The organism is Achromobacter sp. Root83 (genome assembly GCF_001428845.1).
Taxonomy (GTDB): Bacteria; Pseudomonadota; Gammaproteobacteria; order Burkholderiales; family Burkholderiaceae_B; genus Achromobacter.
Genome location: NZ_LMIU01000023.1, coordinates 265861 through 290519, shown reverse-complemented (window position 1 = coordinate 290519; position 24659 = coordinate 265861). Strand labels below are relative to the sequence as shown.

Genomic DNA, 24659 nt, shown 5'->3' with positions numbered 1-24659 from the left:
ACAAGACTACCGGCGCACCGCGAAGCCATCCTCGAACAAGGCCCGCGACGCGCCTCTAGAACACGATTCTGAACACCGACACCGGCGGACGCGCCCGCGCATCCGCCAGGGAGAACTCATGCCTGACATTTACGGGACCTGGATGACGCGCCGCGACGTAGAGGCGCGCACCGGACAGCTTGCGCAGTTTGCCGGCGTACGCCTGATGACGCTGGACGACGGGCTGGAGCGCGGCATCCGCATGCTGGAGTTCCGCAGCGGCACGGGCCTGCGTTTTACGGTGCTGGTGGATCGCGCGATGGACATCGCCGATTGCGAATACCGCGGCTTCGCCATGGGATGGCAATCGCCGTCGGGCTTTCGCCATCCCGGACTGCATGACTACGAAGGCGAAGGCGGGCTGGGCTGGATGCGCTCGTTTTCGGGCCTCATGATCACCTGCGGACTGGACCACATCCTGTTCATGTACGACGCGCCGGCCGGCAACTACGTGTACGGCCCACGCAAGACCGCCAAGCAATCCATCCATGGCCGCGTCGGCACCATTCCCGCGCGCCTGACCGGCTACGGCGAACGCTGGGACGGCGATCGCTGCGTGCTGTGGGCCGAAGGCGTGGTCAGCCAGGGCACCGTGTTCGGCGAGCACCTCGAGCTGCACCGCCGCATCGAGATCGAGGTGGGCACGAACGACATCAAACTGTCGGATCGCGTGGTGAATCGCGGCTTCTACCGCACGCCGCACATGCTCTGCTATCACATCAACCTGGGCTATCCAGTGCTGGACGCCGACTCGCGCTATCTGGCGCCGATCCGCGATGTGGTGTGGGCCGCGCACGAGCAGAACTATCGCAAGCAGGGCGTTGGCTACCGCCGCATGCCGGCGCCGCAGCTGGGCTTTCATGAGCAGGTGTGGCAGCACGAGATGGCCGCCGCCCCCGACGGCAGCGTCCCGGTGGCCCTGGTGAACGATAAGCTGGCCCTGGGCATGCAGGTCAGCACTTACAAGCATCAATTCCCTTGCCAGTACCAATGGCAGAACCTGCAATCGGGACAGTATGCGATGGGCATCGAGCCCTCGACCAACCATGTGCTGGGCCAGGGCGCGGCGCGCGAGCGCAATGAGCTCATCTGGCTCGAGCATGGCGACGAGCGCCGCTACGACACCACGTTCAGCGTGCTGGGCTCGGCCGCCGACATCGCGGCCTGCGAAGAACGCATTCGCGCGATCGCGGTGCAGCCCGAGGCCGATTATCCGCCGTTGTCGGGGCGCTTCGCGCCCATCGCGGGGCGCACATGAGCGCGCGCTTCTCATTGCAAGGCCGTCGCGTGCTGTACACGGGCGCGGCGGGCGGCTTTGGTGTGGACACCACGATTGCGCTGCTGGAAGCGGGCGCCCGCGTGATCGCGCTCGACAACCACGCCGGGCATATCGATCGCTTGCGCAGCACCGTGCCGGCGCGGTTTTCCGACCACCTCCACATCCTGCAGGCCGATCTCGCCGACGCCAGCGCGCTGCAATCGCACCTTGAGCGGCTGACCGCCGAGGGCACGATCGATGTGGTCATCAACAACGCGGCGATCTACCCCTCGCGCCCGTTCGAGGAATACAGCGACGCAGAGTTGGCGCGCGTGCACCGCGTGAACGTGGAGGCGGCTATTCAGATCGTCCGCGCCGCGCTGCCCGGCATGCGCGAGCAGCAATGGGGCCGCGTGATCAACATCTCGTCGATCACGCTGTCCGGCGGCTGGGAAAACCTGCTGCCCTACGTGCAATCCAAGGGCGCGATGGTGGGCGCCACGCGCGCATTCGCCCGCGAGTTCGGCAAGTGGGGCATCACGGCCAACGCCATCTCGCCGGGCGCGTTTCCCACCGACGCCGAGAAGATCCATCCTGATCCCGAGGGCTACAACCGCATGGTGCTCGAACGCCAGTCGGTGAAGCGCCGCGGGCACGCAGGCGACATTGCCGCGGCCATCGTTTTCCTTGCCTCGGACGAGGCGGGTTTCATTTCCGGACAGACGCTGGCAGTTGACGGCGGCTGGGTCATGCATTGACGCGCATCGGCGCACGCAGAGGGTAGAAGCATGAGTATTCTTTCTGGCTACAAGGTTCTGGACTGCTCCATCGCCATGGCGGGGCCGTTCGCGGCGCAGCGCCTGGGCGACCTGGGCGCCGACGTGATCAAGATCGAGCCCCCCGCCGGCGAATGGCAGCGGCACGCGCCAGCCGGCGGCATCACGGGCAACAAGATCAACGTGTCCTTTCTCTCGCTGAACCGCAACAAGCGCTCGCTCGCGATCGATCTGAAGAGTGCCGGCGGCAAGGAGATCATCCAGAAGCTCGCGGCGCAGGCCGATGTGTTTATCCAGAACTACCGTCCGGGCGTCGCCGGCCGTCTGGGTGTGGACTACGAGACCCTGTCGGCGCTGAACCCGCGCCTCATCTATGTATCGATGTCGGGCTTCGGCGAAGACGGCCCCTATGCCACGCGCCCTGGGCAGGATCTGCTGTTGCAGGCGATGTCGGGCGCGATGCTGTCGTCGGGCCGGGCCGGCGAAGCGCCACGCGCGGCGGGCCAGTATGTGGTGGACGCCGTCACCGCGTATTGCGCCTTCGAGGGCGTGCTGGCCGCGCTGCTGCACCGCGAGCGCACCGGCGAAGGTCAGAAGGTCGAGGTCAACATGCTGGATGCGATCACCACGATCCAGATGCAGGAGCTCTCGGTGTATACCGTCGGGCACAAACCGCAGGTGCGCAGTGCCGAGCCGCATGCCCACGTGTACATCCGCGCCCCCTATGGCACCTTCGCGACGAGCGACGGCTATCTGGCGCTCGCCATGCCCGACATGAAAGTGCTGGCGCGCGTGACCGAAGAGCCGCGCCTGGCGGAGTACACCGCCGAGCGCGACGGTTGGGAAAAGCGCGACGAGATCTACGCGCTCGTGCGCGACACGTTGGCAAAAGCCTCGACCGCCGATTGGTTCGCCAAACTCGATGCCGCCGGCATCTGGTGCAGCCCGGTGTATGGCTACGCCGATCTGGTCGAAGATCCGCAGATCGCGCACAACGGCACGTTCGTCGAGTATGACCATCCGACCGAAGGCCGGATCAAGACGCCGGGCTTTCCGATCCGCTTTTCCAAGACCCCGAGCCAAGTGGTGCGCGGCGCGCCGCTCACCGGTCAGCACACCGACGAAGTGCTGCGCGATTTTGGCTTCAGCGACAACGAGATCGCTGCGCATGCGGCCTCTGGCGCGGTGCTGCGCGGGGTCTCGGAATGAGCGAACCCGCGCTGCCCTATCGCGGCCTCACCTGGGACCATCCGCGCGGCTTCAACGCCCTGAACGCGGCTACCGCCCATACGCCGCTGGTGCACTGGGACAAGCAGTCGCTCGAAGGCTTCGAATCGGCGCCCATCGCCGAACTCTGCGCCCGCTATGACCTGGTGGTGCTGGATCACCCCCATCTGGGCGAAGCCCTGGCGCACGATTGCCTGCAAGCGCTGGACACCGTGTTCGCGCCCGACGAGCTGGCGCGGATTGCGCGGGATAGCATCGGGCTGTCGTACGACAGCTATCGCATGGCCGATCGCCAATGGGCGCTGCCGCTGGACGCCGCCACGCAGGTCATGGCCACGCGCGCCGATCGGCTCGACGGCCCCGTGCCGCGCACCTGGCGCGAGGTACTGACGTTGTCGCAACGCAGTGGCGCGGTCGCGCTCAGCTGGGGCGGTCCGCACCCGTTCCTGTCGCTGCTGTCGATCGCTGCCGCCATCGCGCCCGATACCGACCTGCGCCCGCACGGCGCCTGGCACGACGAGGCGACGCTCGCCGGCGCGTGCGACGTGCTCAGCGAATTGGCGCGGCTCACGCCCGTGCACGCCCTGGCTTACAACCCGATCGCGCTGCTCGGCCACATGAGCTCGCGCGATGACATCGCGCTCTGCCCGCTCGTCTATGGCTATGTGAACTACGCCACCTCCGCGGTGGCGAAACCGCTCGCGTTCCGCGACGCGCCCGAGGCCCAAGCGGGCAGGCCCGGCTCCATCCTCGGCGGCACCGGCATTGCGATATCCCGGCGCTGCATCATGGGGCCGGAGTTGCGCGCGCATCTGTTGTGGTTGCTCGCGGCCGATACCCAAAGCCGCTTCATCCCGCAGCACGAAGGACAGCCAAGCCATCGCGGCAGCTGGGCCGATGCGGACGTGAATGCAGCGAGCGGCAGCTTCTATGCCAACACGGCCCGCACGCTCGAAGCCGCCTCGATCCGGCCGCGGCACGACGGCTACATCGCCTTCCAGACCGAGGCCTCGCAGTTCCTGCGCGACGGCGTCGCCGCCCGCGCATCCTCCCACGCATTGGCGCGCGGCCTGACCGAGCGTTTCCAGGCCAGCCTGACCGCCGCCCCAAGCACTCCGCAATAAGGATTTCCACGTGAGCGCACTCGTCAATCTCAGTATCGATGGCCATGTCGCCATCATCGAACTCAACCGTCCCGAAAAGCTGAACGCGATGACGCCCGAGATGGCCGACCTGCTGATCGCGGCGGTGGAGCAATGCAACACCGACTCGCAGGTGCGCGCGGTGATCCTGACCGGCGCCGGCCCCAAGGCCTTCTGCGCCGGCTCGGACATCACCGAGCTCGACCGCTACGCCACGCCCTGGGATTTTCGCAATCGGCTCGACTACTGCGACTGCGTGCGCATGTTGAAAAAGCCCACGGTGGCGGCGATCAACGGCTATACCTTCGGCGGCGGCCTGGAAATGGCGTTGGCCTGCGATATCCGCATCGCCTCCGACAACGCGCGCCTGGGCGCGCCCGAGATCAAGCTGGGCTGGATCGGCGGCGGCGGCATGACAGCGCAGCTCGTCCATGCGATCGGCCCGAGCAACGCCGCCCTGATGGTGCTGACCGGCGATCCCATCCGCGCCGAGCAGGCGCTGGCCTGGGGCCTGGTGAGTGAGGTGGTGCCGCAGGAGATGTTGCGCGAGCGCGCGCAGGCGCTTGCCGCCACCATCGCTTCGCGCGCGCCTATCGCGGCCGAGACGGCACGTGTCAATCTGCGCGCCGCGCTGTCGATGCCGCTAGAGAAGGCCGTGGAATACGAGCGCGATCTGCAGGCGATCTGCTTCGCCACCGCCGACGCCAAGGAAGGCCGCAAGGCATTTGAAGAAAAGCGCGCGCCGAAGTTCGAGCGGCGCTGACGGGTGGGGTGCCGCCCCGCGCGGCACCTGAACCGCGGCGTACTCCTGCCAAGCGGCGTTTGATAAGGGGGCGGCACGCCACTTGCTGCGTCTCTATATGCGCCGGGAGTGTGGAAGATGGCTATCAAACGGTTCTATGCGTTAGTTAAGCAAACGGTAACGAACTGGTTGGACGACTACGCCCCCAGCATGGGCGCCGCCATCGCGTTCTACACGGTTTTCTCGCTGGCGCCACTAGTTATTATCGTGATCGGTATCGCCGGGTTCTTCTGGGGCCGCGAAGCCGCGCAGGGACAGTTGTTGGACCAAGTCAGCGCCTTGGTCGGCGCAGAGGGCGGGAAGGCGGTCGAAAGCGTCGTATTGGGCGCGCAAGAACCCGCGCAGGGCATCGCGGCCACGGTCATCAGCGTCGTGATGTTGGTGGTCGGGGCGACGACTGTATTTTCGGAACTACAAAGCGCGCTGGACCGCATCTGGAAGGTCAACGCCAAGAAGCAGTCCGGCATCTGGGCCGTGATCCGCGCGCGACTGCTTTCCTTTGGCCTGATTTTGACCTTGGCGTTTTTATTGATTGTCTCGCTTGTCGTCAGCACAGTGTTGGCAGCACTGGGCAGTTGGCTGGGCGGCGGCATCCCGGGTTGGGAGACGCTGCTCCAAGCGGTCAACGCAGCGGTTACGTTGGGCATACTCACCCTGCTTTTTGCGATGATCTACCGATTTATGCCCCAAGTCTCAGTTGCGTGGCGAGACGTATGGGCAGGGGCGTTCGTCACCGCCGTCATGTTCGAAATCGGGAAGTTCCTGATCGGCCTGTACATGGGTAAGGCGTCCGTCGCATCCTCGTATGCTGCGGCGGGTTCGCTTGTGATCTGCTGATCTGGGTGTATTACGCGGCCCAGGTGTTTCTGCTGGGCGCGGAATTTACCCGCGTTTATGCCGAAGCGCATGGATCCCGCAGAGAACTCGGCCCTGCTTCGCCCACCAGAAGCGATACGTGAACAGGGAGACTCCACTTCCGGCCGGGAACCGCCAATCGCGCCATGCTTACCCAGTAAAAAAGCAGTGATGATGCGTGCAACGAGCGCGAATTTTCGCCCCTTACGTATCAGATGACCTGATTAGTTCTAACTAATAGAAATTGAAGCGCCATCGATACCTAAGATTGCGTATGCCTCTCCGGCCTCGAATCCGCGCGTTGGCGATGACCTTGTGCCGGGTACGGCGGTTCCGCCACTACCCGCAGGCACTCATTTCGGCTATCGCTCAGCGGATCGGGAAGAACGTGCCGGCCAAGGTTCCGTTCATGCCGCAATAGGGCGGACCAGATGAACCCGCGCCGGGCGACTGTTCCTCGACGACCAGCCCATCACCCTGGCGGTGCAGGATCAGTACCCAGCCCTCGGTGTCGACGCTCTGGACCCGCAGGCGCTCGCCCTTGGCCTTGCCGGCGGCCTCCACGTTGCACGACCAGCGCCCGTTGTGCGGCTGTGCGGCCGAACCTTCATACAGGATGTCGCCGTCGGGCTGCTTCCAGAGCGTGATCTCGCCGGAGAGGTTGCGCCATCTGCCGGTAAAGCCCTTGCGTTCGGCCAAGTCCAGCGAGGCGAGGAACGCGTCTCGGTATTTCAGGCGGCTCGCGAGTTCCTCGATCGGTTTGTCTTTGTCGAACGGCTTCTCGAAGGCGTCGTCGCGCACCTTGGTGAAATAGCGCTGGTCGCGCAACAACGCTTCGGCCGTGTTGGCGTCCAGGGATTTGCGTGCGTCGTTGTAGCGCTTGGCGATGCTCGCGTCGAGCGCTGCGAGTTGCGGGTTCGCGCAGATGGCTTTTTCTGCTCCCGTGCGCGCCTTGGCGCAGTCGAACGAAGGCAAGGCCTCGGACGCCGCCGTGGCGGTCAGGGAAAGTGCGCACAGCACGACGGCGCAGGCGGCAGGGAGTAGATTTTTGGTCAGCATGGTGTCGCGAATGATAGCGAGAATTCGCGCAACGCACGTCCACCATGGGCATTTCAGCCCGACATGGCAATGTACGACCGCGGTCAAAACGTATATGGCGAGCAGGCAAATGTGATGCTGACACTGCGCAGCCAGTTCTAAATGCGTGCCACCGGCGCCGAGTTGGCTAGCAAGGGGGAATCCATTTCGGCAGTGCGCCGCAGGGCTGCACACATGGACGGGATTGGTGGCATGCCTTCTGCACCTTAGTCAAACGCAAAGAAAAGAGCCGCCTCAAGGGCGGCTCACAAACACGAAATGGCTCACTTTCGGATGCAGAAACGAGACTCTGCTGAGAGTTGCCGATATACCGTCTTTATTCCTTAATACCGGCTTTATTCCCCGTTTTTAACGCAGGCCTTTCTCGAAGATAGATCACTCCACCGTCACGCTCTTGGCCAGGTTCCGCGGCTTGTCCACATCCGTCCCACGCGCGCACGCCGTGTGATACGACAGCAACTGCAGCGGCACGGTGTGCAGGATCGGCGACAGCTTGCCGTAGTGCTCCGGCATGCGGATCACGTGCATGCCTTCGGCGCTCTGGATCTTGCTGTCCGCGTCAGCGAAGACATACAGCTCGCCGCCGCGCGCGCGCACTTCCTGCATGTTGGACTTCAGCTTTTCCAGCAGCTCGTCCTTCGGAGCGATGGTGACGACGGGCATGTGCTCGGTCACCAGCGCCAGAGGACCGTGCTTGAGTTCACCGGCCGGATAGGCCTCGGCGTGGATGTAGCTGATTTCCTTGAGCTTGAGCGCGCCTTCCAGCGCGATCGGGTAGTGCATGCCGCGGCCCAGGAACAGGGCGTTTTCCTTGGAGGCGAAGCGATCGGCCCAGGCCATGATCTGCGGCTCCAATGCCAGCACCGAACCGATGGCGGCCGGCAGGTGGCGCAGCGCCTTGAGGTGCTCGGCTTCCTGCTCGTCCGTCAGGTTGCCGCGCGTCTGCGCCAGCGCCAGGGTCAAGAGGAACAGCGCGGTGAGCTGGGTGGTGAAGGCCTTGGTCGAGGCCACGCCGATCTCGACGCCGGCGCGCGTGATGTACGACAGCTTGCACTCGCGCACCATCGCGCTGGTGGACACGTTGCAGATGGTCAGCGTGTGTTCCATGCCCAGCGAACGGGCATGCTTCAAGGCGGCCAGCGTGTCGGCGGTTTCGCCGGACTGCGAGATGGTCACGACCAGCGAGCGCGGGTTGGGCACGCTGTCGCGGTAGCGGTATTCGCTGGCGATTTCGACCGCGACCGGGATCTTGGCGATCGATTCGATCCAGTACTTCGCGGTCAGGCCGGCGTAGTAGCTGGTGCCGCAGGCCAGGATCAGCAGGGAATCGATGTCCTTGAAGATCTTGTAGGCCTGGTCGCCGAAGAGTTCGGGCGTGATGGATTCGATGTCCTGCAGGGTATCGCCGACCGCGCGCGGCTGCTCGAAGATTTCCTTCTGCATGTAGTGGCGATAGGGGCCCAGTTCGGCGGCGCCGGTGTGCACGTGCACGGTGTGCACTTCGCGGTCCACGTTCTTGCCGGCGGCGTCCACGATCCAGACGCGCGAGAGCTGCAGGTCGACGACGTCGCCGTCTTCCAGGTAGATGATCTGGTCGGTCGTGCCGGCCAGCGCCAGCGCGTCGGACGCCAGGAAGTTTTCGTTCTGGCCCACGCCCACCACCAGCGGCGAGCCTTGGCGCGCGCCCACGACGCGATGCGGTTCATCGCGGCAGAACACGGCGATGGCGTAGGCGCCATGCAGGCGGCGCACGGCGTTCTGCACGGTTTCGAACAGGTCGCCCGAATACAGATGGTTCACCAGGTGCGCGATGACTTCGGTGTCGGTCTGGCTTTCAAAGACATAACCCACGGCCTGCAGCTCGGCGCGCAGTTCGTCGTGGTTTTCGATGATGCCGTTGTGGACCAGCGCGATGCGCGGCTCTTCATTGCCCAGGCGCGAGAAGTGCGGGTGGGCGTTATGCGTGGCGGGCACGCCGTGGGTGGCCCAGCGGGTGTGGGCGATGCCGGTGAAACCCTGCACCTTGTCCTGGGCGACCTGATCGGCCAGCTCGGCCACGCGCTGCGTGCTGCGCGTGCGGCGCAGATGGCCGTCGGCGTAGACGGCGACGCCGCAAGAGTCATAGCCGCGATATTCCAGGCGCTTCAGGCCTTCAACCAGGATCGGGGTGATGTCGCGCTGGGCGACGGCGCCAACAATGCCGCACATAGGAGAGACTCCGGTTAGTTCGTGTACCGACGCATTGTGCGCGACCCCGCAAGAAATTTGATTTCTTAATATTGAATAATTTGGAAATTAATTCCCTTACATAAATGTGATTAAATAATCTTTCTTAAACCGGAGATTTTTGAATTAAACATGCAAAACACGCCGATTTTGCTACCCGAACTGGATGATCTGGACCGGCGCATTCTCGAACAGTTACAAGACGACAGCTCGCTGACCAATCAGGATCTGGCCGCCAGGGTGCATGCGTCGCCCCCGACCTGCCTGCGGCGCGTGCGCCGCCTGGTGGACGAAGGCGTGATCGACCGGCAGGTGGCCATCCTGTCCGCCCAGAAGCTGGGCAGCACGCTGACGGCGATCGTCGAGATAACGCTGGATGTGCAGGCAGCGGAAAGCCTGGATGCGTTCGAGCAATGCATGCTGGCCGAACCGGCCGTGCTGCAGTGCTACCGGGTGTCGCCCGGGCCGGACTTCGTGGTGATCGCGCAGGTCAAGGACATGCCCGCCTATCACGCACTGGTGCACCGGGCGTTCACCGCGCAGGCCAACGTGCGCAATGTGCGCACGTTCTTTTCGGTGCATCGCGCCAAGTTCGAGACGCGCATCGACGTAAGGGAGTGACCGGGGCCCTAGCCCCGGCCAAGCAGGCGTTCGAACTGCGCCAGGTAGCGGTTGCCCATTTCCTGCACGTCGTGTTCGCTGCGCACGTACGCATAGGCGCGTCCGGTGATGGCTTCGCGGAAGGCCGCGTCGTCCAGGCAGCGCGCCATGCCCGCGGCCATGGCCTGGTGGTCGCCCACCGCGACGAGCACGCCGCGCCCGTCGGCCAGGCTTTCCTTCAGGCCGCCGGCGTCGGTGGACACCACCGGCACCCGCTGCAGAAAGGCGTCCAGCACGCTGCTGCCCAGCGCCTCTTCCTCGGAGCTCATGACGAACACGTCCAGGATGCTGTAGAAGTCCTCGACGCCCTTGCGAAAGCCCGCGAAGCGGTACACGTCTTCGATGCCCAGCCTGCGCGCTTCGTCCTTGGCCTGCTGTTCGCGATCGCCACCGGCGCCGAAATGCAGGAAGACGAAATCGCGGCGCGTCCTGGCCAGTTCGCCCACGGCCCGGACCAGGGTCACGGGATCCTTGTCGCGGATGAGCGCGGCGGACGTCGCCATGACCTTTTTGCCGCTCAGGTCGAACTCACGCACCAGGCCGGCAACATTGTCGGCGTTGATCTCGTGCGGCTCGACCGCGCTGCGGATGATGACGGGTTCGATGCCGAGGCGGCGCGGTTCGCCCGCGGCCATCTCGCTGATGGCCACGAACAGGTTCGCACGGCGCCACTTGAAGCCGGTCTTCCATTCGTCGCCCGGCTTGACCACGAACGACGTGCGGCGGGAAAACACCACCGGGCTGCGATGCAGCCATTTGGTCAGCACCGCCCAGGTGATAGTGTTGGCGGTCTGCGCGTGGATGATGTCGTAGCGGCCGGCGCCGGCCAGGAAGGCCAGTTGCCCGGGCACGTTGCGCCGGGTGTGGGCGACGAACCCCTCCTGGCGGGCGCGCTCAGCCAGCGGCGCGCCTTCGCGGCACATCACCTCGACGTCATGGCCCGCCTTGCGAAAGGCGCGCATGCAATACAGCGTCTGCCGTTCGCCGCCGCGCCAGCCCTTCTCGAAGTTGAGTTGCAGGATCTTCATGCGCGCCCGATGCCCGAGTACTCGAAGCCCAGGCCGCGCACATCGGCGGGCGTGTACAGGTTGCGGCCGTCGATGATCAGCGGGGTCTTGAGCAGGGCCTTGACGCGATCGAAGTCGGGCGCACGGAAGACCTTCCATTCGGTCGCGATCAGCAGCGCGTCCGCGCCGTCCAGCGCCTCGTACATGTCGGCGGCGAAGCTGATGCCCTGGTGGCCGGCCAGCACGCGTCCGGCCTCGTGCATGGCAACGGGATCGTAGGCGCGCACTTCGGCGCCGCGGCGCGTCAGTTCGGCGATGACCGTCAGGCTGGGGGCTTCGCGCATGTCGTCGGTGTTGGGCTTGAAGGACAGTCCCCACAGCGCGATCTTGCGGCCACGCAGATCCTCGCCAAACCGTTCGACCAGCTTTTCGGACAGGCGGAATTTCTGCGCATGGTTCGCGGCCTCGGCGGCCTCGATGACGCGCATGGGCAAGGCATGCTCGGCGGCGGTATTGACCAGCGCCTGCACGTCCTTGGGAAAGCACGAACCGCCGTAGCCCGCGCCCGGATACAGAAAGTGATAGCCGATGCGCGGATCGGCGCCGATGCCGCGGCGCACCTGCTCGACGTCGGCGCCCAGGGCTTCGGCCAGGTTCGCCATTTCGTTCATGAACGAGATGCGCGTGGCCAGCATGGCGTTGGCGGCGTACTTGGTCAGCTCGGCGGAACGCACGTCCATCACCATGAGGCGGTCGTGCGTGCGCTGGAAGGGCTCGTAGATGCGGCGCATCACGCTGATGGTGTATTCGTCGTCCGCGCCGACGACCACGCGGTCCGGGCTCATGAAGTCGTTGATGGCCGCCCCTTCCTTCAGGAACTCGGGGTTGGACGCCACGCTGAACGGGATATCCACGCCGCGTCCGGCCAGTTCGCGGGCCACCACGGCGCGCACCTTGTCGGCCGTGCCCACGGGGACGGTGGACTTGTCCACGATCAGCTTGCGCGACGTCATGTGGCGCGCGATGTTCTGCGCGGCCGCCAGCACGTACTTCAGGTCGGCGGAACCGTCTTCGCCGGGCGGGGTGCCCACGGCGATGAACTGCACATCGCCGAACGCCACGCTTTGCGCCACGTCGTCCGTGAAATGCAGGCGGCCGGCCTGCACGTTGCGGCGAACCAGGTCTTCAAGGCCGGGTTCGTAGATGGGGATGCCGCCCTGGCGCAGCAGCGCGATCTTGGCCGCGTCCACGTCCAGACACATGACGTCGTTGCCCATGTCGGCCAGGCACGCTCCCGACACCAAACCCACGTAACCGGTACCCACGACCGTGATCTTCATGCCTGAACGCCTTCCAAATAGGTAATCTTCGCCCCCAGGCTAAGGAACCGGGGGCCGGCGGCCATTATAGAAGCGGCCGCGATCCATGGCCCGCCGGCGCGAAACGGACCCTGTCCGCGCCCCGGCGCCGCCCTACGCCCGAAGCTTGCTGAACCGGACGGTATTGACCAGCACCGCCAAGGCGGCGCAGACGGTCCCGAGCACCAGGGCCAGGCCCGGCCCATGGGCCGCGCTGACGCTGAACGCGATCGCCACCAGCGCGGTGCCGAAGCTCTGCCCGAAAACCCGGGTGGTGGCCTGCAAGCCGCCCGCCGCCCCGCTGCGCGAGCGGGGCGCGGCCGACAGCAGGGCCCGGTTGTTCGGGGTCTGGAAGAAGCCGAAGCCCACGCCCGCCACGAACATGCCCAGGACGACCGGCCAGTTCGACACCGAGGAAGGCAGCACGGCCAGCCAGAGCATGCCGGCCACCATCGCGGCCGCTCCGATGCCGCTCAGGGTGGCGGCGGAATAGCGGTCCGACAGGCGGCCCGCAAGCGGCGCGATGATGGCCGTGCCCACCGGCCAGGCACCCATCAGCAGGCCGACCTCCAGTTGCGGCCGGCCCAGCACCTGCTGGAAGTAGAACGGCAGCGACACGTACGACGCCATCTGCGCGGCGAAGGTGCAGGCCGAGGCGCCCACGGCGAACGCCAGCGGACGGATGCGCAGCAGATCCACGGGAACCAGCGGCTTGGCCTGCCTGCTGGCCCGGCGCACCAGCACCATGCCCGCCACCGACGCAATGGCAACCAGGCCGATTCCGCGCAGCAGGTCTTCACCCATCATGTCGACGCCGGAAATGAACACGCCCAGCGTGGCCATGCAGAGCAGGGCGCTGATCCAGTCCAGCTTCACGTCGTTGCGCGGCACCTCCGGCAGATGGCGCAATCCCAGCATGGCCAGCGCGCAGATGGGCAGGTTGACGGCAAAGATCCAGGGCCATGGCGCCACCGACAGGATGGCGGACCCGATGGTGGGCCCCAGCACCGACATCACGGCCACCGTGGTGGCGTTGATGCCAATGCCTCGGCCCAGCATCTTGAGCGGATAGATATTGCGCACCAGGCCGCCGAACATGCACATCAGCGTGGCCGCGCCCACCCCCTGGAACACCCGCGCCGCCGTCAACTGCCACAGCGTGCCGGCCAGGGCGCAGCCCAGCGAAGCCAGTGTGAACAGGATCAGGCCGAAGGTGAACATGCGGCGAAAGCCGATGCGCTCGGCCAGCGCCGACAGCGGCAGCAGCGCCATCACCACCGCCAGGTTGTAGGCGTTGACGATCCAGACCGCCTGCGCCGGCAAGGCATTGAGATCGGCCGCGATGGTGGGCAGCGCCACGTTGGCGATGGTGGTGTCCAGCACCGACAGGCTGATGCCCGTCATCACGGTGGCCGCCGCCCAATACCGGCGCGGCGTGGGCAGACCGTCGGGCGGGGCGGGCCTGGCACCGCCGCCCGGCGCCGGGTCGTGCTCCGGGCTCACGATTTCTTGACCGGGCGCTGCCATCCCTCAACAGTGAGCTGCTTGGCGCGCGACACGGTCAGCTTGTCGGCCGGCGCATCGCGGGTAAGGGTGGTGCCGGCGCCCAGCGTTGCGCCGCGGCCCACGCGCACAGGCGCCACGAGCTGCGTGTCGGAGCCGATGAAGGCGTCATCTTCGATGACCGTGCGGTGCTTGTTCACGCCGTCGTAGTTGCAGGTGATCGTGCCCGCGCCCACGTTCACGCGGGCGCCGATGTCGGCGTCGCCGATATAGGCCAGGTGGTTCGCCTTGCTGTCTTCGCCCAGCACGCTCTTCTTGATCTCGACAAAATTGCCCACGTGGCTGCGGTCGCCAAGCTCGGCGCCGGGGCGCAGGCGGGCATACGGACCCACGCGCGCATCGCGGCCCACCTGGGCCTGCTGCAAGTGGCTGAAGGCTTCGATATGCGTGCCCGGTCCGATGCTGACGTCGCGCAGCACGCAATGCGGCCCGACGCGCACGCCATCGGCCAGGGACACCTGGCCTTCAAACACGCAGCCCACGTCGATGAACACGTCGCGGCCGCAGGCGAGCGAACCCCGCACGTCGAAGCGCGCGGGGTCGGCCAGCGTCACGCCGGCTTCGAGCTGGCGGCGGGCCTGCTCACCCTGCCAGCGGCGCTCGAGCTCGGCCTGCTGGACGCGGCTGTTCACGCCCAGCGTTTCCCAGGACGCGCCGGGCTGGGCCGCGCCCACCGGCACGTCATCGGCCACGGCCAGTCCGACCACATCGGTCAGGTAGTACTCGCCCTGGGCATTGTTGTTGTCGATGCGGGACAGCCAGTCCTTGAGCTTCGCGGTCGGCGCGCTGAGGATGCCGGTGTTGACTTCCTTGATCAGGCGCTCGGCTTCCGAGGCGTCCTTGTGCTCGACGATGCGGCACACGCTGCCCTTGGCGTCGCGCACGATGCGGCCATAGCCGGTGGAGTCGGCCAGCACTTCCGTCAGCACGGCGGCGCCTTGGCCGCGGGCGTCCAGCAGGCGCTGCAGGGTTTCGGGTTGCACCAGCGGCACGTCGCCGTACAGCACCAGGGTCACGTCGTCCTTGCCGTCTCCATCGAGCAGCGGCACGGCCTGCTGCACCGCGTGGCCCGTGCCCTGCTGAGGCTGCTGCAGCACGAAGTGCAGATCGTCCTGGCCTTCGAAAGCCTGTTTGACGCGATCCGCGCCATGGCCGACCACGACGATGATGCGCGCCGGCTTCAACTGGCGCGCGCTGTCCAGGACGTGGGCCAGCATCGGTTTGCCGGCCAGCGTATGCAGTACTTTGGGGAGATCGGACTGCATGCGTTTACCCAGTCCGGCGGCAAGAATCACTACATTAAGCATAAGTTCTATATCGTTGAGAGACGGTCCGGCGGCCTTGCGGCCGTCCGGTGTGTCGATTGAAAGATAGGGTCAGGGCTTGCCGTCGGCAGGCCCGTTTTTCTTGACGGGCTTGGCGGCGCTTTTGGAAGCGGCAGGCTTGCGCGCCGCCGCCGGCTTGGATGCCTTGGCATCGGGCTGGGCTGCAGACTTGGGTTCGCCGGGCTTGGCGCTGGATCCCGTATCGGTCCCAGGCGCGGCCGGCATGGAGGCGGCGGTGGCCGCGGCGATCTGGTTGAACTGCTGTTGCAGCAGGTCCCACCATGCCTTGGAAGCCGATTGCGCGGCGGCGCCCATCTGCTCGCTCATGCCCGCCCCTGATTCAGGGCCGGCAGCCGATGCCTCCGCACCGCTGGGCGCCCCGTCCTTGCGGGCATCGGCCTTGGCTTCGCCGTGACCCGCCGCGTTTGCAGACGCAGTCTGTTTCGGCGCCGGCTTCAGCCCCAGGGCAACCTCCAGGGGAGACCCCGCGGCGCTGTCGCCGGCCGACCCCATGTCCATCCGGGCCGCGCTGTCCACGAAGGCGCGCAAGGTGCTGATGGTGGACCGCTGCACTTCCATGCCCTGGATGGTGCTCGACAGCATGCTCAGGTTCATGCGCAGCCAGTTTTCCACCGAGCGCAGTTCGGCGATGCGGCGGTCCAGGTCCTCGAGGTTCATGGGCGGCGCCATCGGCAGGCTGCTGGCCAGGCCTCCGGGGCCGGTCAGGCCCGCCCATGCCTGGCGCATCATTTCCATGCTGGCCAACAGCGGGTTGCCCGACAAGTCGGAGTTCTGGCCCATGCCAGGCAGGACGAACGGGTTGGTGTATTGGTCGCTCATTCCAGGTCTCCCCAAAGACAGATGGTTGCCGCTGGCGGCCGGACTTAGCCCGGCAGCAGTTGGTTATTCTCGACGCGCACGTGATCGCCGGATGCAAAGGCGAAGGGCTGCGCACTGCGGAACTGGCGCGCGCTGCCGTCGCTCAGGCGTACCGTGAGCTCATAGTGCGTCACCGTTTGTTGCTCTCTGATATTACGCTCAACTTCCCGGCCTGCCAAAGCGCCGCCGACCGCGCCCAGCACGGTCAACGCGGTCTTGCCGTTGCCTCCGCCAAACTGATTACCCACAACGCCGCCCGCCACGCCGCCGGCGATCGTGCCCACCAGATTGTTGCTGTTGTCCTTGACGGGCACCTGCACCTGGCGAATGGTCTCGACCACGCCGCAGCTTGCGCAGGCCTGCTGGGCAGGCGCCGGCGCGGGACGAGGCGAGGAAGCCGGCGCCGGACGCGCCTGCTGGGCCTGCTGCGCCTGAGCGGCGGGCTTGGCGGCTGCGGACGGGGCTGCCGGGACGGGCGCCAGGTTGGCGTCCTCGGGGCCGGCCTCGGCCACGGGCTCGTCCGCATGGGGGTTGGCCGAAGGCGTGGGCAGCCAGCCCATCACCGCAGCCACGCCCACCGAGCACATGACGATGACCGCGACCGCCGCGGCGGCGACCAGCGGATGCAGGCCACGGCGCGTGGTTTCGATTCGGGTGGATGTATTCATGATGATGCTCCATCGAAACTAACCGGCAGTGGTATAGCACCCGGGCGCGGTTTCGGCATGTTGCGATGGTGACGCTTCTTTGCAGGGGAACGCAGGTGGACAGGGGAGCCCATTCGTGGACAATAGGCGCATGGATTCCATCACCCTGCCCCAACTCGAACAGGCGATCAACTATTGGCGCAACGTGTCGCCATCGGTCGGCGAAGAATCGCGCCTGTGCCCCGAGGCAGCCGCGCTGGCCACGCCTTATGCGCTGATGATCATCGCGCACCGCCGCGAGATCACGTCGGCCGAACTCAGCGACAAGGCCCGCGCCGCGCTGGCCGGATGGGCTGCGGCGGCCCCCTGAGTTCCGCGCCGCCCGTGCCGCTTCAGCCCTGCTTGAGCAGCGCCTGGATGTCTTGCGTCAAGGCGTCGACACCGATGTTGTTGTTGGCCAGAATGCGCGATTCACCCTTGCCGTCCAGCAGATAGAACGCGGCCGTGTGGTCCATCGTGTAATTGCCGTCCTTGGTGGGCGCCTTGGCGTAATAGGCCTTGAACGACGCCGCGGCCTTCTTGACCTGGTCCGGCGTGCCGGTCAGCCCCAGGAAGCGTGGATCGAAGGCGGTGACGTACTGCTTAAGCACCTCGGGTGTGTCGCGCTCCGGGTCCACCGTGATCAGCAGCACCTGGACGCGATCGGCGTCCGGACCCAGTTTCTTCATGACTTCGGTCAGTTCGGCCAGCGACGTGGGGCACACGTCCGGACACTGCGTGAAACCGAAAAATACGACGACGACCTTACCCGCGAAGTCGGAGAGCTGGCGCGTCTTGCCGTTGTGGTCGGGCAGTTCCATGGCGCGGCCCAACTGCGTGCCGCTGATGTCGCTGCCCTTGAACACCGGCGGGCTCTCGCCGCAGGCGGCCAGGGCGGCGGTAAAGGCAGCGGCTACGCCCAGGCGCAGGGCCAGCCGGCGGCTGGCGGAAAACACGGACATCGAGAACCTCCGGATGATCAGCGCAACAGGCCGACCCAATGGTCCACCAGCAGGGCGCCGAACAGCAGCGCCAGGTAGAGGATGGAAAAACGGAACATGCTGCGCGCGAGCGCGTCGCTGTACACGCGGTAAAGGCGCCAGGCATACGAAACGAACATGCCGCCCAGCACCAGCGCCGCCAGCAGATAGAGTTCGCCGCTCATGCGGATGGCGTAGGGCAACAGCGTCGTCGCCATCAGCGCCACGCTATACAGCAGGATGTGCAGGCGCGTGAATTGATTGCCGTGCGTCACCGGCAGCATGGGCAGGCCGGCCTTGGCGTAGTCGTGGTTGCGGTAGAGCGCCAGCGCCCAGAAATGCGGCGGCGTCCAGATGAAAATGATCAGGACCAGGATCCAGGCCTCGGCCGGCACGGAGTCCGCCACCGCAGCCCAGCCCAGCGCGGGCGGCATGGCGCCCGACAAGCCGCCGATCACGATGTTCTGCGGCGTGCGCGGCTTCAGGATGACCGTATAGATAACGGCGTAGCCCACAAAAGTGGCGAACGTCAGCCACATGGTCAGCGGGTTGACCAGGGTGTAGAGCACGAACATGCCCACGCCGCCCAGCAGCCCGGACAGGCTCAGCACCTGGAACGCCGAAATCGTGCCGCGGGCCGTGGCGCGGCGCGCGGTGCGCAGCATACGCGCGTCCACTTCCTGTTCGATCAGGCAATTGATGGCGAACGCGGCGGCGGCCAGCAGCCAGATGCCGACCGTGCCGAACAGCACGCGGCGCATGTCTGGAATGCCCGGGGCCGCCAGGAACATGCCGATCACGGCGCAAAACACCGCCAGCTGCGTCACGCGCGGCTTGGTCAGAACGAGGTACTGGCGGAACAATCCGGATTGAGGAGCGGCAAGACTGGTCATAGTGGACCCTATTTTAAACTCGCACCAAATTGGGGCCGTAGCGCGCCGCCGGCGCGTGCCCGGCCGTCGACAAACGCACCATCAGCACGACCGCCGCCAGGGTCAGGCCCGCCGCGCCGCCGTTGTGCAGCACCGCGATCAGCAATGGCCACTGGAAGAAGATGGTGGTCAGGCCGGTCAGCAGTTGCGCGGCCAGCAGCGTCAGCATCAGCGTGGCCGGTCCGCGCAAGCCGGCCTCGGCGCGCAGGCGCCAAGCCAGGATGCCCAGATAGACGAACACCACGAAAGCGAAATTGCGGTGGACCCAGTGGATCGCCGTCAGCGCCGGCTGGGAAATCATCTCGCCGGAAGGTAGTTCGCCCAGGCCCCGGATGACCGAGTATCCGCCATGGAAATCCATTTCCGGCACCCACTGCCCATGGCACATGGGGAAATCCATGCAGGCCAGCGCGGCATAGTTGGTGCTGACCCAGCCGCCCAGGGTCACTTGCACCAGCAGCAGGGCAAAGCCCCCCGCCACCCAGGGCTTCCAGCGCGTGGCCGCCGCGCTCACCGGCAGGTGCGGGCGCTCACGCGCCGACAACCAGGTCATCAGCGCCAATACCGACAAGCCAAACACCAGGTGCGCGGTCACGACGGCAGGCATCAGCTTGTGCGTCACCGTCCATGCCCCGAATGCGCCCTGCACGCACACGGCCACCAGGGTCGTGACGGCAAGCGCCGGCGAACGGCCCAGTTCGCGGCGGTAGCGCCACGCCATGTAGACGATGCCGATGATCAGCATGCCGAGGATGGTTCCGACGTAGCGGTGGATCATTTCGATCCAGGCCTTGGATAGGGTCACCGGGCCGAAGGGCATGGCCTGCGACGCCTCGTGGATGTCGCCCATCGCGCCCAGCGGCGTCGCGCTGCCATAGCAGCCGGGCCAGTCGGGACAGCCCAGGCCGGAGTCCGTCAGGCGCACGAAGGCGCCAAACATGATCAGGTCCAGCGTCAGGAACCAGGTGAAGAAAACGAGCTTGCGATAACGCGCTTTGATGCGTTCCATATCAACCAAAATATAAACCCCGCCACGACGCGCGCCCGGCGGAAAAAACACTCAACCAATGCGCGAGTTATAGACCAGCTTGCTGATGTCCTTGCGCACCTTCACGCCATCCGCCTCGGCAGGGTACTGCATCATCAGGTTGCCCAGCGGATCGATCACCCAGATCGGATCCTGCAGGCCCGGCTGGCCGGCGGCCGTGCCTCGCGCCAGCAGGAACCGCGCCAATTCGTCGGGATCCACGCGCACCATGACGGTCCCCTTGTAGGCCTCCAGCACCTTGTCCGGCACGGGCGCGTCGTCCGTGATGAACCAGACGCGCGCCAGGCGGTCGACGTTCTTGCCCTGGCTGGCATGGCTGTTGCGGGTGATGAACAGCTTACGCGCGCAGCTTTCGGGGCAGGCCGCGCCGTCGGCGGCGACCAGCAGCCACTTGCCCTTCAAGCTTTGCAGGTCGAACGGCTTGCCGTCCAGCGTCGTCAGGCGCAGTTCGGCGGCCGCGGGCATCGGCCGCTGCGGGGTCACGAGCGTGCCGTAGTTGCTGGAATCCGCGGGCCACCATTGCGGATTCATGTAGACCACGAACGCGGCGACGATGGGCGCCAGCGAACACAGGAACACCAGCAGCATGGGCATCAATGAGCGTTTGCCTGCGGGCTTGTTGGATGAAATGTCGCGAGCCACTTTGTATCCTGAATAAGCGTTGTTTATCTGCGGGCGCGGGCTCGGGCCTGAGCCCCGCTGTCCCCGCGCTGGCGCATGCGCTTGATGGCGCCCCCCAGCACCACCAGCCATGCGATGGCGGCAATCAAACCAAAAGCGAACCACTGCACCGCGTAAGACGTGTTCTGCTGAAAATCCACCGACGGCTGGGGCCAGTCATGCACCAGGCCGTCGTCAGGCCCCTTGCCCCCCTGGCTCAGCACCGTGGGCAGCAAGGTGAGTCCGGTGGCCTTGGCGTAGGCGTCCAGCGGCAGGTTCTGCACCTGCGGAACGGCCCCGCCCGCCACCGGCAGCGCGGCCGGCAAGCTGGAAGACTCCTGCCCGCCGAGCGACCAGAGTTCGAACAGGCGCGGCACGCGCACGGACAGTTCGCCCTCTATGGTCTGCACGCCCTCGGGCGTGGCCGGAAGCCGGGGTTCCCCCTGCCCCTGGATCACGCGCGGCAGCCAGCCGCGCAACACCAGCACCGCGCGCCGGGTGGCGGCGTCCAGCAGCAGCGGCGTGGCCAGCCAATAGCCCGGCTTGCCGTCGTGGTTGCGATTGTCCAGCAGTACACTGAATTCCGGCAGCCAGGTGCCGCTTGCCTGGGCCACCCGCCAGGCGGTCATGTCCGCGGGCGGGGTGGCCGGCGTCAGCACCAGCGGCGTTTGCTTGCGACCCGCTTCGATCGCGTCCAGAATGGCGCGTCGCTCATCGCTGCGACGCAACTGCCATTGCCCCAGCGACACCAGGATCACCACGGCGATGCCAAGCAGGAGTAGGGCGGCTACCGTGTAGCGGGTGGAATGCGGTCGTGCCATTTGTCTTTGCTAACTCTGATTTGTCTGGAGACCACTATGCGCGTTTTCGTCGTTCTGGCCTTCGTCGGGATCCTGGCCAGTCTGGCATCCGCCCTGGTCTACCTGATGCGGGACAAAGGTACCACCAACCGTACGGTCAACGCGCTGACGGTGCGCATCGGACTGTCGGTCGCCCTGTTCCTGTTTGTGCTGTTCGCCCATCACATGGGCTGGATCGAGAGCACCGGATTTAGATAGGCGCCCTGACCCCCAGTTCCCCAAGGCCTGCCGGCCCCGGGCCTGGGCAAGGGCGCACGCCCCCGTTCAATAGCTTGAAAGCGCGGCGGATGCCCGGCTTGCCGCCCGGCGCCCGTCGCGCTTTCTTGTGCCGCAATGACCGCCGGGGATTTGCCGGCAGGTGTCAGAACCAGTACACGAACAGGTACAGCCCCAGCCACACGACGTCCACGAAGTGCCAATACCAGGCCGCGCCCTCGAAACCGAAGTGGTGGTCGGCCGTGAAGTGGCCACGCATCAGGCGGATCAGAATGACCGTCAGCATGGTGGCGCCCAGGATCACGTGGAAACCGTGGAAACCCGTCAGCATGTAGAACAGCGAGCCGTACGCGCCCGAGTTGAACTTGAGGTTCAGCTCAGTATAGGCATGAATGTACTCGGCGGCCTGACAGGCCACGAAGATGAAGCCCAGGATGACGGTGGCCGCCAGCCAGAACATGGTCTTGTTGCGATGGTTTTCGCGCAGCGCATGGTGGGCGATGGTCAGCGTCACGCCCGAGCTCAGCAAGAGCGCCGTGTTGATCGTGGGCAGCCAGAAGGGGCCGACGGTCTGGAAGGTCTCGACCACGCCGGCCGGGCCGAAGTTCGGCCACGTCGCCTGAAAATCGGGCCACAGCATCAGCCGGTGATCGATGTCGCCCAGCCACGGCGTCGTGATCGTGCGGGTATACCAGAGCGCGCCGAAGAACGCAGCGAAGAACATGACTTCGGAGAAGATGAACCAGCTCATGCTCCAACGGTAGGAACCGTCGATGCGCTTGCTGTTCAAGCCGGATTCGGATTCGTGGATCGCGTCGCCGAACCAGTAATACAACACCACGATCAAGCCGATGAATCCCGCCAGGACGGCCCATTTGCCCGCGCTGACGCCGTTAACCCAGGCGGCGGCGCCCAGGCCCATGAACAACAGCGCCACGGCCGTGCGCACGGGGTGGCCCGAGTCGGCGGGCACGAAGTAGTACGGTGCCTCTTTACCTTGAACCGAGTGGCTTGCACTCATGGCTTTCTCCCTGGTACAGATTTTTAGATTAAGTGATTCAAGTCAGGCTGGAAACGGCCCAACGCACAATTAATACCAGCACAGTAACGAAGAGTGCCGCCGCCAGCAGCCCAGCCACGATCACGTGGACCGGATTGAGCCTGGCGCTGTCTTCCCGGTATCCCGCGCCCTTGCGGACGCCGAAGAACCCCCACGCCACCGCCTTCATCGTCTGAAGGAAACTCAGCTTGCGCTGAGAGGTTTCGCGAAGGTCGTCGCTCATGGCCGTGGCCTAACCGACGGCCTTGCCGGTCAGCAGCGCCGAACCGCGAATCACGGTCCAGGCAAACACGGCAAGGACGAAAACCAGAAGAACCAGTCCTGCGATCTTGTTGCGACGGCGCTGCTCGGGTGTCATTGCTGTGCTACCTGAAACGTGAAAGACGGGTTCACTTTACTTCGGGGGGCGTTTCGAAGGTGTGGAAAGGCGCGGGCGAAGGCACCGTCCATTCCAGTCCCTCGGCGCCTTCCCACGGCTTGGCCGCGGCGCGTTCGCCCTTGCCCCTGTAGCAGCGCACGATCGCCCACAGGAAAATGAGCTGCGACAGGCCGAACCAGAACGCGCCGATGGTGGCGAGCTGATGGAACGTCGTGAACTGCGCGGCGTAATCGGCATAGCGGCGCGGCATGCCCGCCAGGCCCAGGAAGTGCATCGGGAAGAAGGTCACGTTGAACGAGATCAGCGTGGACCAGAAGTGCAGCTTGCCCAGCTTTTCGCTGTACATGCGGCCCGTCCACTTGGGCACCCAGTAATAGGCGCCGGCAAACAGGGCGAACAGGGAACCCGCGACCAGCACGTAATGGAAGTGCGCCACCACGTAGTACGTGTCATGCACCTGGATGTCGATGGGGGCCACCGACAGGATCAGGCCGGTGAAGCCGCCCATGGTGAACACGAAGATGAAGCCGATCGAGAACAGCATCGGGGTTTCGAACGTCATGGACCCGCGCCACATCGTGGCGACCCAGTTGAACACCTTCACCCCGGTGGGAATGGAGATGAGCATGGTGGCGTACATGAAGTAGAGCTGCCCCGTCACCGGCATGCCCGTCGTGAACATGTGGTGGGCCCACACGATGAACGACAGCACGGCGATGGAGGCGGTGGCGTACACCATCGAGGCGTAGCCGAAGAGCTTCTTGCGGGCGAACGCGGGCACGATGGCCGACACGATCCCGAACGCCGGCAAGATCATGATGTAGACCTCGGGGTGCCCGAAGAACCAGAACACGTGCTGGTACAGGACCGGGTCGCCGCCGGCCGCCGCATTGAAGAAGCCCGTGCCGAAGTGGCGGTCGGTCAGCACCATCGTGATGGCCGCGGCCAGCACCGGCATCACGGCCAGCAGCAGGAACGCGGTGATCAGCCAGGTCCAGCAGAACAGCGGCATCTTCATCAGCGTCAGGCCGGGCGCGCGCATGTTCAGGATGGTGACGATGATGTTGATGGCGCCCATGATGGACGAGGCGCCCATGATGTGGATGGCGAAGATGGCCAGGTCCATGCCCGGACCCATCTGCAGCGACAGCGGCGCGTACAGCGTCCAGCCGGCGGCGGTGGCGCCGCCGGGCACGAAGAACGAGACCGTCAGCATGATCGCGGCCACCGGCAGCAGCCAGAAGCTGAAGTTGTTCATGCGGGCGAACGCCATGTCGGACGCGCCGATCTGCATCGGGATCATCCAGTTCGCAAAACCCACGAAGGCCGGCATGATGGCGCCGAACACCATGATGAGGCCGTGCATGGTGGTGAACTGGTTGAAGAGTTCGGGGCGGAAGAACTGCAGGCCCGGCTCGAAGAGCTCGGTGCGCAGCAGCAGGGCCAGCGTCCCGCCTTCCAGAAGCATGACGAACGAGAAGATGAGATACATCGTCCCGATGTCTTTGTGGTTCGTGGCAAAAAGCCACCTGCGCCAGCCCGTGGGCGTGCCGTGGTGGTGGTCATCGTGACCGTGGCCGTGGCCCGGCGACACGTGGTCTACAGTGACGCTGCTCATGATGG

26 protein-coding genes are annotated in these 24659 nt (G+C 65.6%); 9 read left to right on the top strand and 17 right to left on the bottom strand.

What is annotated here, in order from left to right:
- The first annotated feature begins 118 nt into the window (after positions 1-118).
- From ASE30_RS20935 to ASE30_RS20910, 6 genes are all read left to right on the top strand, one after another.
- The gene (locus tag ASE30_RS20935) at positions 119-1297 is read left to right on the top strand and encodes an aldose 1-epimerase family protein (RefSeq protein ID WP_057286198.1); all 1179 of its coding nucleotides are present in this window, start codon (positions 119-121) and stop codon (positions 1295-1297) included.
- Positions 1294-2055: an SDR family NAD(P)-dependent oxidoreductase gene (locus ASE30_RS20930; RefSeq protein WP_057286197.1), complete on the top strand. Its 762-nt coding sequence runs from the start codon at positions 1294-1296 to the stop codon at positions 2053-2055. The genes ASE30_RS20935 and ASE30_RS20930 overlap by 4 nt, the downstream gene beginning before the upstream one ends.
- A gap of 30 nt (positions 2056-2085) precedes the next feature.
- A complete protein-coding gene (locus ASE30_RS20925) occupies positions 2086-3282 on the top strand; it encodes a CaiB/BaiF CoA-transferase family protein (RefSeq protein WP_057286196.1) in 1197 nt (398 codons plus the stop codon).
- On the top strand, positions 3279-4424 hold the full coding sequence (locus ASE30_RS20920; RefSeq protein ID WP_057286195.1) for a hypothetical protein: 1146 nt from the start codon (positions 3279-3281) through the stop codon (positions 4422-4424). Before ASE30_RS20925 ends, ASE30_RS20920 begins: the two co-directional genes overlap by 4 nt.
- Before the next feature lie 10 nt (positions 4425-4434).
- A complete protein-coding gene (locus tag ASE30_RS20915; protein WP_057286194.1) occupies positions 4435-5205 on the top strand; it encodes an enoyl-CoA hydratase/isomerase family protein in 771 nt (256 codons plus the stop codon).
- A 117-nt stretch (positions 5206-5322) separates the two neighbouring features.
- Positions 5323-6081 carry a YihY/virulence factor BrkB family protein gene (locus ASE30_RS20910; RefSeq protein WP_235515304.1) on the top strand — a complete coding sequence of 253 codons (759 nt, stop codon included), beginning with the start codon at positions 5323-5325 and terminating at the stop codon, positions 6079-6081.
- A gap of 387 nt (positions 6082-6468) precedes the next feature.
- On the opposite strand, the gene ASE30_RS20905 is transcribed toward ASE30_RS20910, so the two are convergent.
- Complete coding sequence (locus ASE30_RS20905; RefSeq protein WP_057286193.1) at positions 6469-7158, bottom strand: lysozyme inhibitor LprI family protein; 690 nt, start codon at positions 7156-7158, stop codon at positions 6469-6471.
- 414 nt (positions 7159-7572) lie between these two features.
- Positions 7573-9405, bottom strand: coding sequence for a glutamine--fructose-6-phosphate transaminase (isomerizing) (gene glmS / locus ASE30_RS20900; protein WP_057286192.1), 1833 nt, complete (start codon positions 9403-9405; stop codon positions 7573-7575).
- Between the two features lie 150 nt (positions 9406-9555).
- Here glmS and ASE30_RS20895 point away from each other — a divergent pair, with 150 nt between their 5' ends.
- A complete protein-coding gene (locus ASE30_RS20895; RefSeq protein ID WP_057286191.1) occupies positions 9556-10044 on the top strand; it encodes an Lrp/AsnC family transcriptional regulator in 489 nt (162 codons plus the stop codon).
- Between the two features lie 8 nt (positions 10045-10052).
- On the opposite strand, the gene ASE30_RS20890 is transcribed toward ASE30_RS20895, so the two are convergent.
- From ASE30_RS20890 to ASE30_RS20865, 6 genes are all read right to left on the bottom strand, one after another.
- Positions 10053-11111, bottom strand: coding sequence for a glycosyltransferase family 4 protein (locus tag ASE30_RS20890; RefSeq protein WP_057286190.1), 1059 nt, complete (start codon positions 11109-11111; stop codon positions 10053-10055).
- Entirely contained in the window at positions 11108-12430 is a 1323-nt protein-coding gene (locus tag ASE30_RS20885) for a UDP-glucose/GDP-mannose dehydrogenase family protein (protein ID WP_057286189.1), read from the bottom strand. Before ASE30_RS20885 ends, ASE30_RS20890 begins: the two co-directional genes overlap by 4 nt.
- Positions 12431-12562: 132 nt before the next feature.
- Positions 12563-13951 (bottom strand): MFS transporter, encoded by a 1389-nt coding sequence (locus ASE30_RS20880; protein WP_235515303.1) that lies wholly within the window; start codon positions 13949-13951, stop codon positions 12563-12565.
- Complete coding sequence (gene glmU / locus ASE30_RS20875) at positions 13948-15318, bottom strand: bifunctional UDP-N-acetylglucosamine diphosphorylase/glucosamine-1-phosphate N-acetyltransferase GlmU (RefSeq protein ID WP_057286187.1); 1371 nt, start codon at positions 15316-15318, stop codon at positions 13948-13950. The genes ASE30_RS20880 and glmU overlap by 4 nt, the downstream gene beginning before the upstream one ends.
- 69 nt (positions 15319-15387) lie before the next feature.
- The gene (locus ASE30_RS20870) at positions 15388-16176 is read right to left on the bottom strand and encodes a PhaM family polyhydroxyalkanoate granule multifunctional regulatory protein (protein WP_057286186.1); all 789 of its coding nucleotides are present in this window, start codon (positions 16174-16176) and stop codon (positions 15388-15390) included.
- Positions 16177-16220: 44 nt separating this feature from the next.
- Positions 16221-16883, bottom strand: a complete 663-nt coding sequence (locus ASE30_RS20865) for a glycine zipper 2TM domain-containing protein (protein ID WP_057286185.1) — start codon at positions 16881-16883, stop codon at positions 16221-16223.
- A 130-nt stretch (positions 16884-17013) separates the two neighbouring features.
- Between ASE30_RS20865 and ASE30_RS20860 the strand changes: the two genes are divergently transcribed.
- A complete protein-coding gene (locus ASE30_RS20860; RefSeq protein ID WP_057286184.1) occupies positions 17014-17232 on the top strand; it encodes a DUF3717 domain-containing protein in 219 nt (72 codons plus the stop codon).
- A gap of 22 nt (positions 17233-17254) precedes the next feature.
- On the opposite strand, the gene ASE30_RS20855 is transcribed toward ASE30_RS20860, so the two are convergent.
- The 5 genes from ASE30_RS20855 to ASE30_RS20835 all read right to left on the bottom strand — a co-directional run bounded on the left by ASE30_RS20855 (position 17255) and on the right by ASE30_RS20835 (position 21342).
- Positions 17255-17863 carry an SCO family protein gene (locus tag ASE30_RS20855; protein ID WP_057286183.1) on the bottom strand — a complete coding sequence of 203 codons (609 nt, stop codon included), beginning with the start codon at positions 17861-17863 and terminating at the stop codon, positions 17255-17257.
- Positions 17864-17880: 17 nt separating this feature from the next.
- Positions 17881-18774: a heme o synthase gene (cyoE, locus tag ASE30_RS20850; RefSeq protein ID WP_057286182.1), complete on the bottom strand. Its 894-nt coding sequence runs from the start codon at positions 18772-18774 to the stop codon at positions 17881-17883.
- A gap of 13 nt (positions 18775-18787) precedes the next feature.
- A complete protein-coding gene (locus ASE30_RS20845; RefSeq protein ID WP_057286181.1) occupies positions 18788-19822 on the bottom strand; it encodes a heme A synthase in 1035 nt (344 codons plus the stop codon).
- Between the two features lie 51 nt (positions 19823-19873).
- Positions 19874-20455: a hypothetical protein gene (locus ASE30_RS20840; RefSeq protein WP_057286180.1), complete on the bottom strand. Its 582-nt coding sequence runs from the start codon at positions 20453-20455 to the stop codon at positions 19874-19876.
- A gap of 71 nt (positions 20456-20526) precedes the next feature.
- Entirely contained in the window at positions 20527-21342 is an 816-nt protein-coding gene (locus tag ASE30_RS20835) for an SURF1 family protein (protein WP_057286179.1), read from the bottom strand.
- 36 nt (positions 21343-21378) lie between these two features.
- Here ASE30_RS20835 and ASE30_RS20830 point away from each other — a divergent pair, with 36 nt between their 5' ends.
- Positions 21379-21579 (top strand): twin transmembrane helix small protein, encoded by a 201-nt coding sequence (locus ASE30_RS20830; RefSeq protein WP_008166451.1) that lies wholly within the window; start codon positions 21379-21381, stop codon positions 21577-21579.
- 163 nt (positions 21580-21742) lie between these two features.
- Here ASE30_RS20830 and ASE30_RS20825 read toward each other — a convergent pair whose 3' ends face one another.
- Genes ASE30_RS20825 through ctaD form a run of 4 tightly spaced genes read right to left on the bottom strand, consistent with a single transcriptional unit; the run spans position 21743 to position 24654 of the window.
- Positions 21743-22618 carry a cytochrome c oxidase subunit 3 gene (locus ASE30_RS20825; protein ID WP_057286178.1) on the bottom strand — a complete coding sequence of 292 codons (876 nt, stop codon included), beginning with the start codon at positions 22616-22618 and terminating at the stop codon, positions 21743-21745.
- Between the two features lie 37 nt (positions 22619-22655).
- Positions 22656-22880 (bottom strand): DUF2970 domain-containing protein, encoded by a 225-nt coding sequence (locus tag ASE30_RS20820; RefSeq protein ID WP_057286177.1) that lies wholly within the window; start codon positions 22878-22880, stop codon positions 22656-22658.
- A 9-nt stretch (positions 22881-22889) separates the two neighbouring features.
- Complete coding sequence (locus ASE30_RS29625; RefSeq protein WP_235515301.1) at positions 22890-23015, bottom strand: cytochrome oxidase small assembly protein; 126 nt, start codon at positions 23013-23015, stop codon at positions 22890-22892.
- A 31-nt stretch (positions 23016-23046) separates the two neighbouring features.
- Complete coding sequence (gene ctaD / locus ASE30_RS20815) at positions 23047-24654, bottom strand: cytochrome c oxidase subunit I (protein ID WP_057286176.1); 1608 nt, start codon at positions 24652-24654, stop codon at positions 23047-23049.
- Positions 24655-24659 lie beyond the last annotated feature (5 nt).